The 9752-nt window shown below is 50.7% G+C and carries 7 protein-coding genes; all 7 read right to left on the bottom strand.

Features of this window, described 5'->3' with window-relative positions:
- A partial coding sequence (locus ACTU3N_RS05920; protein ID WP_443085218.1) for a hemagglutinin repeat-containing protein occupies positions 1 to 883 on the bottom strand: 883 nt, incomplete at its 3' end.
- Positions 884 to 1332: 449 nt separating this feature from the next.
- Positions 1333 to 1752 (bottom strand): SMI1/KNR4 family protein, encoded by a 420-nt coding sequence (locus ACTU3N_RS05925; RefSeq protein WP_443085213.1) that lies wholly within the window; start codon positions 1750 to 1752, stop codon positions 1333 to 1335.
- Between the two features lie 8 nt (positions 1753 to 1760).
- Positions 1761 to 4622 (bottom strand): hemagglutinin repeat-containing protein, encoded by a 2862-nt coding sequence (locus tag ACTU3N_RS05930; RefSeq protein ID WP_443085219.1) that lies wholly within the window; start codon positions 4620 to 4622, stop codon positions 1761 to 1763.
- Between the two features lie 194 nt (positions 4623 to 4816).
- Positions 4817 to 5368, bottom strand: coding sequence for a hypothetical protein (locus ACTU3N_RS05935; protein WP_443085214.1), 552 nt, complete (start codon positions 5366 to 5368; stop codon positions 4817 to 4819).
- A 1-nt stretch (position 5369) separates the two neighbouring features.
- Positions 5370 to 7163, bottom strand: a complete 1794-nt coding sequence (locus ACTU3N_RS05940; protein WP_443085215.1) for a VENN motif pre-toxin domain-containing protein — start codon at positions 7161 to 7163, stop codon at positions 5370 to 5372.
- A gap of 490 nt (positions 7164 to 7653) precedes the next feature.
- Positions 7654 to 8001 carry an immunity 8 family protein gene (locus tag ACTU3N_RS05945; RefSeq protein WP_443085216.1) on the bottom strand — a complete coding sequence of 116 codons (348 nt, stop codon included), beginning with the start codon at positions 7999 to 8001 and terminating at the stop codon, positions 7654 to 7656.
- Positions 8002 to 8010: 9 nt separating this feature from the next.
- Positions 8011 to 9752, bottom strand: a 1742-nt coding sequence (locus ACTU3N_RS05950; RefSeq protein ID WP_443085217.1) for a VENN motif pre-toxin domain-containing protein, incomplete at its 5' end; no start/stop codon positions are given.

Raw genomic sequence — 9752 nt, forward strand, 5'->3', positions numbered from 1 at the left:
CCACATCAGCCACTACCCGGTCGCCGCGCAGCTCTGCACCCAGCAGGAACGTATCACGGCCGCTGTTAACGTTCAGCGTCTCATCCGCATGAACCTGGCTGTTATGGTTGACCAGGCTGGAGCCATTACCTTTGCTCCGGGATTGGCTGGCACCCACATCCACACTGAAGCCATTTTGCTGACCAATCAGTGAGAAACTCACGCCCAGCGAGTACTGATTACCGCTGCTGTTACTCTTTTCTTTTTCCGTATTCAGCGCAGCGGTCAGACTGATATCGCGCCCGGCGCTCAGTAGGACATTCTTACCGGCAATATTGACGCCCTGACCCTCGATATCCTGGCTGGCTTTAAGAATGACCGATTCCCCGGCTGCCAGCTGACTCCCCAGCTGTTGCTGGTTCCGGTAATCCTGCTGTTCTTTTGATGACCCGGCGGAAACCCCCACACCCACGCGGATCATGGATGAGTTATAGGCATCCTGCGCCACGTTAGCCGCCGTGGTCAGCCCGGCCTGCGCTGCATAAATAGCCGTCAGGCGCGGATCGCGTCCTTCTTCCTGCGAGCGGGCGGCGCTCTCCAGCGCCTGCGCGGCCGTCACTGCCCAGCCGGAAGCGTAAGCGGTGGCTGCGTACTGTGTTGAGGAGGATTCACTGCGCGTATGCAGACGGTCTTCGCTGACGTCCAGGCGTATATTTTCGCCACTCAGCACCAGCGATTTCCCGGCGCTGATATCGCCACCGTTTACCGAAACATCCTTCTTCGCCTGCAGTGAGACGTTGCCCTGCTGGCTGGCAATCTGGCTGCGCAGCGTGCTTTGCTGGTTGCGATCGAAGGCCGGACTCGAATTATCTTCTATTCTTTTGAAATAGCGATAAATATTGATTTTTAATTTTTGGACTTGCCCCCAGAATGGACTTTAATTACAAAAGCTGAGAGGAAAGTCACAAAAATTGGTGGGTTATGCGCTGCACTGAATGATCGTCAGGATGAAAAGATATTGATAACTTATTCGCATTCAGCCTGGTCACAGGCTAAAAGATATGCAGCCATTGCCGTCGGGTATGAGATTAAATCGCAGACTAATACATACGCAAAATGCATTAGCTGGGAAAGGATTCCGCAGCAATTTTCGTAGTTCATGTGCCCAGCGAGTTATTTTCAACAACAACTTGAATTTAAAAAAGCCATCATGCACGATAAAATTTTGCGAGGTGTGTAGGTTTTTTGAGGTGAGAGGCAGGCTAACGTGAAATAGCCTGCCGGGATGGCTTCAAAATTTCCGCAAGTGTTGCGGAGCAAAAAGAACCCGACTCGATTGACCGGGATTCATTACTAATTACCTTCTATCCATACTTCTTTTATCCAACTGGCTAGATTAGGCCATTGCTCGTTGCTGTAACCATCAGTCGTCCAGTACCTTATTATTCCTTCAGGATCAATGCAGTAATAGCTACCATTGTCTTCACATATTGGTAGCCAGGTCTCTGGCAAGCCTTGTTCTCTTGCATCAGATAAAGCTGAAGTTAATTCGCCATAATATTTTTTATCTTTTGATAGAGATAATAATTCTATAGACCCATAAAATATATTACCTACTTCCTTAAGAACCTTTTTGTAGTTATCAGAAAATATGAAGCCAGTATCTTCCTCATATTGAGCAATTAAATCATCATCTGGTAATGGTAAATTATTTCTTTCATTACCAGATAATCTGATTAATTCACTAATAACACTATCCAAGTTCTCTTTCATAATTAATCCTATTTAAAGTCATTAGCTCTCTGTTTCCAGTAATCAGAACGCCATTTGTTAAATTCTGAGCGATTAATTCCTGAAGGTATACTGTTATCATTAATATGGATAACAGTATGATTATCTTTATGAAAACTTTGAGTCACTTCTGCTATTGGACCATCCTGTTTTTGTAACATGTGGTGTAAATTAACAGGTTTCCCATCCTTACCTACAGGAGCACGACCAAGCTGCATTAATTCTAAATTCGTTTTTCCTGATTTAGGGTCAACATATTTAGGATCAAATAAATCATCCCTTTGGTAAACCTTATTCCCGTTAATATTAACTGGTTCGGCGCTCCAGTATTTACGTTCTTGTCCAAAATATTTTGCTGAACTGACATCTTCACCAGCTTTTACTATCAGTTTAGATGCAGTTTCAAGATCGCCCGCTTTCAGGGCTTTTTCGGCACCCTTAATGAGCTTGCCAACACTATCACCCAACCCCGGTATTAGTCCAACTGTTGCTGCCAGATAGCCCAGCGCACTGTCTGCTTCTGCAAAGCTTTTGATATCCCCATAAACAGGGATAAAGTCACTTCCAAATTCCGCAGCACCTGCAAGTAATTCATTCCTGTGCGCTTCTATTTTCGCACCACAGGCTTCGGCACTTAATCCGGCACAGTTTTGTGCCCTGAACTCTTCAGTGGCCTTCACCAGTGCATCCTGCGCTTTCTGATATTTCTCCTGCTGCGTCATGCCGGAGGCCTGATTCTCGGCAATATCGCTCAGCGCATTATTCTCAACCTCCACCCGTGCCGCATTGCCTGCGCTGACCATGCCTGTGGTATCGCCGGCCGCAACGCTGCCGCCAGCGGCACCGACCGCAGCCACCAGGTTAAGCACCACGATCTTCTCATCCGGCGTCAGCTTATCCGCTGTTTTACCGTAAAGCGCCCCGGCGAATCTCTCAGCACCTGCTGACGCAACAAACCCGCCGATGGCGCCTGCGGTCGCATTGCCACCCTGTGCTTTTGCCAGTGCGGCGGAAACAACGGTATGCAGCGCGATACGCGCCGCTTCGTTTTTCCCGGCCGCATCCTTAACCAGTTTTGCCAGCACGGGTGCAGCACCGGCCGCCATTCCACCCTGCACATTGCCGCCCAGTGCCCCGGCCAGCAGCCCGGTCATCGCGGAACTGGCCGTCCAGAACGGGCTGCCGATACCGTACTCTTTATCAACCGCTTTAAATTCCGGCGACGCGGTGACTTTGCTCTCAATCTCCGTGTCGCTCAGGCCATTCAGCTCGCCGCGCGCCGCCATGTCGTCGCGAACCTGCTGCTTCGCCGCATCCAGCTTGCTGTCCATATAGACCGTCATGGCCTGTGTACCCAGCGCTGTCGCCTGCTGCTGGATTTCCAGCTTGTCCTTAATCGCCTCTTTGTCGAAATTATTATCCAGCGCCTTATGCGCAGTCGCCGTGTCGCGGCTCAGCGTCGCCACATCCTGCTGCTGCTTTGCCGGGTCACGGATAATGATATCGCCCGCCGCAACCGCGCTGTGCGTGGTGCTGCTGTCGCTTTCAGAGGCATGCGCCAGCGAGGCTGACGGTAATCCACCCGGTGTACCTTTGTAGCCACCGGATTGTCCCTCTTTCGCTGTTTCACCGGTTGTCGCCTGATAGCCGCCGGAGTGCGGGTTCTGCGCCACGCTGCCGGAGACGTTCAGGCCAGACTGACTGCCGCCGGACTCTGCTTTATTACGGATATCACTCCAGCCAAGGGTATCGGTGCTGAGACGGTTTTTCGCCGCCTCCGCATCTGAAGCGATCACCGCGCCGTCGAGCTGGGTGTGACTGCCGACGTTGATATCAAACCCGCCGGCGCCTGCAAAAATTCCGCTCTGGTCGATAACTGAACGGTAATCATTATTGAGTTTACCACTGCTGAAATTTGCGCTGCCCTGTACCGAACTTCCGGCACAGATGGGCGGCACGCAGATGCTGATATTCACGCCTGCCGAGCTGGATTTGCTGTCGTAGCTGGCGGTGTCCTGCTGGCTGCTGATAGTCAGGTTACGACCCACATCGGCCACCACGCGGTCACCATGCAGCTCAGCACCCTGCAGCGTCGTATCACGACCGCTGTTAATGCTCAGCGTCTCATCCGCATGAACCTGGCTGTTATGGTTGACCAGGCTGGAGCCATTCTCTTTGCTCTGCGAGCGGCTGGCACCCACATCCACGCTGAAGCCATTTTGCTGGCCAATCAGTGAGAAACTCACGCCCAGCGAGTACTGATTACCGCTGCTGCTGTTTTTCTGTTTTTCCGTATCCAGTGCTGCGCTCAGACTGATATCGCGCCCGGCGCTCAGCACAACATTCTTGCCCGCAATATTGACGCCCTGACCCTCGATATCCTGGCTGGCTTTAAGAATGACCGATTCGCCTGCTGCCAGCTGACTCCCCAGCTGTTGCTGGTTCCGGTAATTCTGCTGTTCTTTTGATGACCCGGCGGAAACCCCCACACCCACGCGGATCATGGATGAGTTATAGGCATCCTGCGCCACGTTAGCCGCCGTGGTCAGCCCGGCCTGCGCTGCATAAATAGCCGTCAGGCGCGGATCGCGTCCTTCTTCCTGCGAGCGGGCGGCGCTTTCCAGCGCCTGCGCGGCCGTCACTGCCCAGCCGGAGGCGTAGGCGGTGGCTGCGTACTGTGATGAGGAGGATTCACTGCGCGTATGCAGGCGGTCTTCGCTGACGTCCAGGCGTATGTTTTCACCGCTCAGCACCAGCGATTTCCCGGCGCTGATATCGCCGCCGTTTACCGAAACATCCTTCTTCGCCTGCAGTGAGACGTTGCCCTGCTGGCTGGCAATCTGGCTGCGCAGCGTGCTTTGCTGGTTGCGAAGGCCGGACTCGAATTATCTTCTATTCTTTTGAAATAGCGATAAATATTGATTTTTAATTTTTGGACTTGCCCCCAGAATGGACTTTAATTACAAAAGCTGAGAGGAAAGTCACAAAATTGGTGGTTAATGCAATTAAAAACGCATACCGGTTGAAAAAGCTGGGGCAACTTATTTCAGTTATAATTTTTCAAAATTTCCAACAAGTAATCCCTTCCTAATTTATTAACCAACTCCTTATCTCGTTCTTCTCTTTCCAGTAACCATTCTCTTATGGTATTACAGTCTATAAAATTCTCATCTAATATATCTGGCATTTTATTCACTTGCTTATCGCTGTAAATTGCTAAAACACCATCTTCGACCGGGGTTGGTTGCACCAATGCCCATTGCTGTTTTTTATCTATTATGATGAGTCCGCCATAATCACCGGAGTCATTCATTAATGTGCTTAAAGACGTTATTTTAACAACCCAATCATCAGAAGTATCCAGCGCCCCCAAATAATGAAGATCGGAATAGGCAAACACTGAAGCTACAGAGTCCGGAGAAAAACACTCACAAATAATAAATTGCGTTGCATTAATTAAATCATCAGAAGTACAAATATCGTTATCAAAAAATAAATACTGGTTAAACTTTTTAACAAAAATATCAGATGGTAATTTTGCACCTACTCTTATAACTTCTGACACTTCTGTTTGTTTTTTATATTTATTCACGTCCATTCTATTGCTCCCCTGGAAAACGTAGCTTAGAAATAATCTTACCATTTACCGATACAGATGCCGATGGTATTCCAGACTCGGCTCCAATGACCCCACCACCAGTTGACTTCGGATAAAATCTATACACTTTTTCTCCCTTCGTCATAACTGTAACGGTGCCATCTTTTGAAATGGTTTTGGCATAACCATTCGAGGATAAATTAGCAATAGCCTCCGATTGTGTCATGTTTTTTATGACAATCTGCGCTGCACTTCTTTTAGTGGTTTTTGTATCGTATCTCAGCTCCGTCTGTTTACCTGTCTGGGAAATATCATCAGTTATTCCCTTCACCACATTAATTCGATTTGTAGCGGTCGTCTGCCCAGGCTTTAATGCGCTTCCCCCAGCTAAAGCACCATAAACAGCAGCAGTTAATCCATCGGCCATACCTTTGGCAACGGCAGCCTCCAGCCAACCGCATTTTCCTGCGCATTTATCAATAATATCAGCGTACCAGTCGGCCCGGTTTTGATAGGCACGCCCCACCAAATCATCTTCAATACGCAGTTGTTGATAAGCTTTATCCCCAAGTTCAATTTTGGCAGCAATAGCCTCAACACAAGCCTGATCGCCAGCATCCCAACAAGATTTCAGATGTTGAATATTGTCGGCTGATTCCTTTGCCATTGACTTAATGATTTTTTGCTTGCAGTCGACGTCATTACCACATGTTTTAAGTTGCGTTGTATATTCCTGTGGCCTCCCGGTAGTGAGGAAGTTATTCTCAACCTCCACCCGTGCCGCATTGCCCGCGCTGACCATGCCTGCGGTATCGCCGGCCGCAACGCCGCCGCCAGCGGCACCGACCGCGGCTACCAGGTTAAGCACCACCATCTTCTCGTCCGGTGTCAGCTCATCCGCTTTTTTACCGTACAATGCTCCGGCGAACCTCTCAGCACCTGCTGAAGCCACAAACCCGCCGATTGCGCCTGCTGTCGCATTGCCGCCCTGCGCTTTAGCCAGCGCAGCGGAAACAACGGTATGCAGAGCGATACGCGCCGCTTCGTTTTTCCCGGCAGCATCCTTAACCAGTTTTGCCAGTACCGGCGCGGCTCCGGCAGCTACCCCGCCTTGAACATTGCCGCCCAGTATGCCAGCCAGCAGCCCGGTCATCGCGGAGCTGGCTGTCCAGAACGGGCTGCCGATACCATACTCTTTATCAACCGCTTTAAATTCCGGCGACGCGGTGACTTTGCTCTCGATCTCCGTTTCGCTCAGGCCGTTCAGCTCGCCGCGGGCCGCCATATCGTCGCGAACCTGCTTCTTCGCCGCATCCAGCTTGCTGTCCATGTACACCGTCATGGCCTGCGTACCCAGCGCTGTTGCCTGCTGCTGGATCTCCAGCTTGTCCTTAATCGCCTCTTTGTCGAAATTATTATCCAGCGCCTTATGCGCGTTCGCCGTGTCGCGGCTCAGGTCGGCCACATTTTGCTGCTGCTTTGCCGGGTCACGGATAATGATATCGCCCGCCGCAACCGCGCTGTGCGTGGTGCTGCTGTCGCTTTCAGAGACATGCGCCAGCGAGGCTGACGGTAACCCACCAGGCGTGCCTTTATAGCCGCCGGACTGCCCCTCTTTCGCTGTTTCACCGGTTGTCGCCTGATACCCGCCGGACTGCGAGTTCTGCGCCACACCGCCGGAGACGTTCAGGCCAAACTGACTGCCGCCGGACTCTGCTTTGTTACGGATATCACTCCAGCCAAGGGTATCGGTGCTGAGACGGTTTTTCGCCGCCTCCGCATCTGAAGCGATCACCGTGCCGTCGAGCTGGGTGTGACTGCCGACGTTGATATCAAACCCGCCGGCGCCTGCAAAAATTCCGCTCTGGTCGATAACTGACCGGTAATCATTATGAAGCTTACCGGGATGATTTATAGATTTCAGATCATTATTTTTCTGGATTGATATATGTATATCTATTATCTATCTTAAGACCAAGATCATTAGCTATTTTAATGATTTGAGAGTACTCATCTTTACTTTGTAGTGGCACACTGAATTTAACCACCTGAACAGAGTCGCATACGACTCTGATTAACACATTAAAAATTTTCATTTTGCAATTTAAAAAATCTAATGCTCTGATTTTAAATACTAATCAGCAAAAATTACGTTTTGCGTGGGGTGTGGAGATTTTGGGGTGAGGGGCAGGCTATCGTTAAATAGCCTGCCGGGGTGGGTTTAGTAATTAGTGAGCAAATTTGCAGAGAAAAAAATCCCGCCGATTGAGGGCGGGATTTGTCGTTTATGGCTGATAGTCTTCAAATTCCCAAGCAAAAACACGGGAAAGCTTCTGTGCTATCTCCATCCAATCACTACCTTCGCACTGGTCGATATAATTGGTGATGGTTTTGGTGATCTCATCTAAATCATATTTACGTACCAAAAGCGTGTGACGCATCAGTTCCGGCAACCACTGATGCTTACAGAGCCATTCGGGGGTGCAGACATGAAGATCGAAGTTATCGGCACCAACGCTATTTTCAGATCCTATGCGTAACAGTAACCGAATCGAGAAAGAGTTTTCATCTTCCGGGTAAAATTTATCCAGATCATGATCATCATTTGAAATATTTTTTAAAATAGCTTTCATGTTTATGTCCTAATTTATATCCAGATGACCGTTACCAATTTTCGTTTTATCCCCTGTTACAGGATTTATTTTATATGTTTCAAAATTAGCTTGGGTACCGGTTGTCGCATGTGAACTATTATCTTTTGACGCTGGGAATCGGTACACACGAGTTTTGTCTGCACTCATCAATCCACTACCATCACTTGTAAGTCTGGCACCATCGCCTACCCAGATTTTACCTAATCGGTCGGCTTCTGCTTTAGTACTGGAACCCACACCATAATTCAGTTTGCCATTGTCACCCTGAACTACTGCGGCCAGTCTTGGATCCTGCTTCGCAATATTATTCAGATTTTGCTGTACCAGGTCATCTTTCAGCTTCGGATAAGTCGCAGCATTTTCCGCGCCACTGGTCGCCTTACCTGCATTTACAGTTGCTGATTCAGCCTTACCAGCAACGTTTACCGATGATCCTCCAGAAGGAAGAACCTTCGCTGAAACTAAAGCGCCTGATAATACTCCCGCAAAACTCTCCAGTGCCTTCTGATCGCCATTGGCCGCTTTGATGGTTGTGGATTTAATCCCCTCCCACGCATCGCCATTCATGATGGCAGTCAGTGTGGCTGCCGCTCCTGCATCTTTTTTCGCTAAATCACTTTGGGCCTGACCGCAGTAGCTGCCTCCGGTTGCACAGGTCGCTAGTGCTGCTGTCAAATCGAATGCGGTATCACCACCGAGCATCACGAAGTCACTGGTTTCACTGCTGGCATTAATCAAGCCATTGACGAGCTGGGACGCAATATTCTCCCCAAGCTTATTCCTGACCTGAGTTTTCCACCATTCTGCGCTTTGTATAACTGACTCCCGCGCTTTGTCCCCGGCCAGCGAGTTATTCTCAACCTCCACCCTTGCCGCATTGCCCGCGCTGACCATGCCTCCGGTATCGCCGGCCGCAATGCCGCCGCCAGCGGCACTGACTGCGGCCACCAGGTTAAGCACTACCATCTTCTCATCCGGTGTCAGCTCATCCGCTGTTTTACCGTAAAGCGCTTCGGCAAACCTCCCCGCGCCCGCTGACGCTATAAACCCGCCGATAGCACCTGCGGTCGCATTGCCGCCCTGTGCTTTTGCCAGTGCAGCGGAAACAACGGTATGCAGCGCGACACGCGCCGCTTCGTTTTTCCCGGCAGCATCCTTAACCAGTTTTGCCAGTACCGGCGCGGCGCCGGCCGCCATACCCCCCTGCACATTGCCGCCCAGGACCCCGGCCAGCAGCCCGGTCATCGCGGAACTGGCCGTCCAGAACGGGCTGCCGATACCGTACTCTTTATCAACCGCTTTAAATTCCGGCGACGCGGTGATTTTGCTCTCGATCTCCGTGTCGCTCAGGCCGTTCAGCTCGCCGCGCGCCGCCATGTCGTCGCGAACCTGCTTCTTCGCCGCATCCAGCTTACTGTCCATGTACACCGTCATGGCCTGTGTACCCAGCGCCGTTGCCTGCTGCTGGATTTCCAGCTTGTCCTTAATCGCCTCTTTGTCGAAATTATTATCCAGCGCCTTATGCGCGTTCGCCGTATCGCGACTCAGGCCGGCCACATTTTGCTGCTGCTTCGCCGGGTCACGGATAATGATATCGCCCGCGGCAACCGCGCTGTGCGTGGTGCTGCTGTCGCTTTCAGAGACATGCGCCAGCGAGGCTGACGGTAACCCACCAGGCGTGCCTTTATAGCCGCCGGACTGCCCCTCTTTCGCTGTTTCACCGGTTGTCG

This window comes from Vagococcus sp. WN89Y (genome assembly GCF_052220145.1).
Classification (GTDB): domain Bacteria; phylum Pseudomonadota; class Gammaproteobacteria; order Enterobacterales; family Enterobacteriaceae; genus Kosakonia.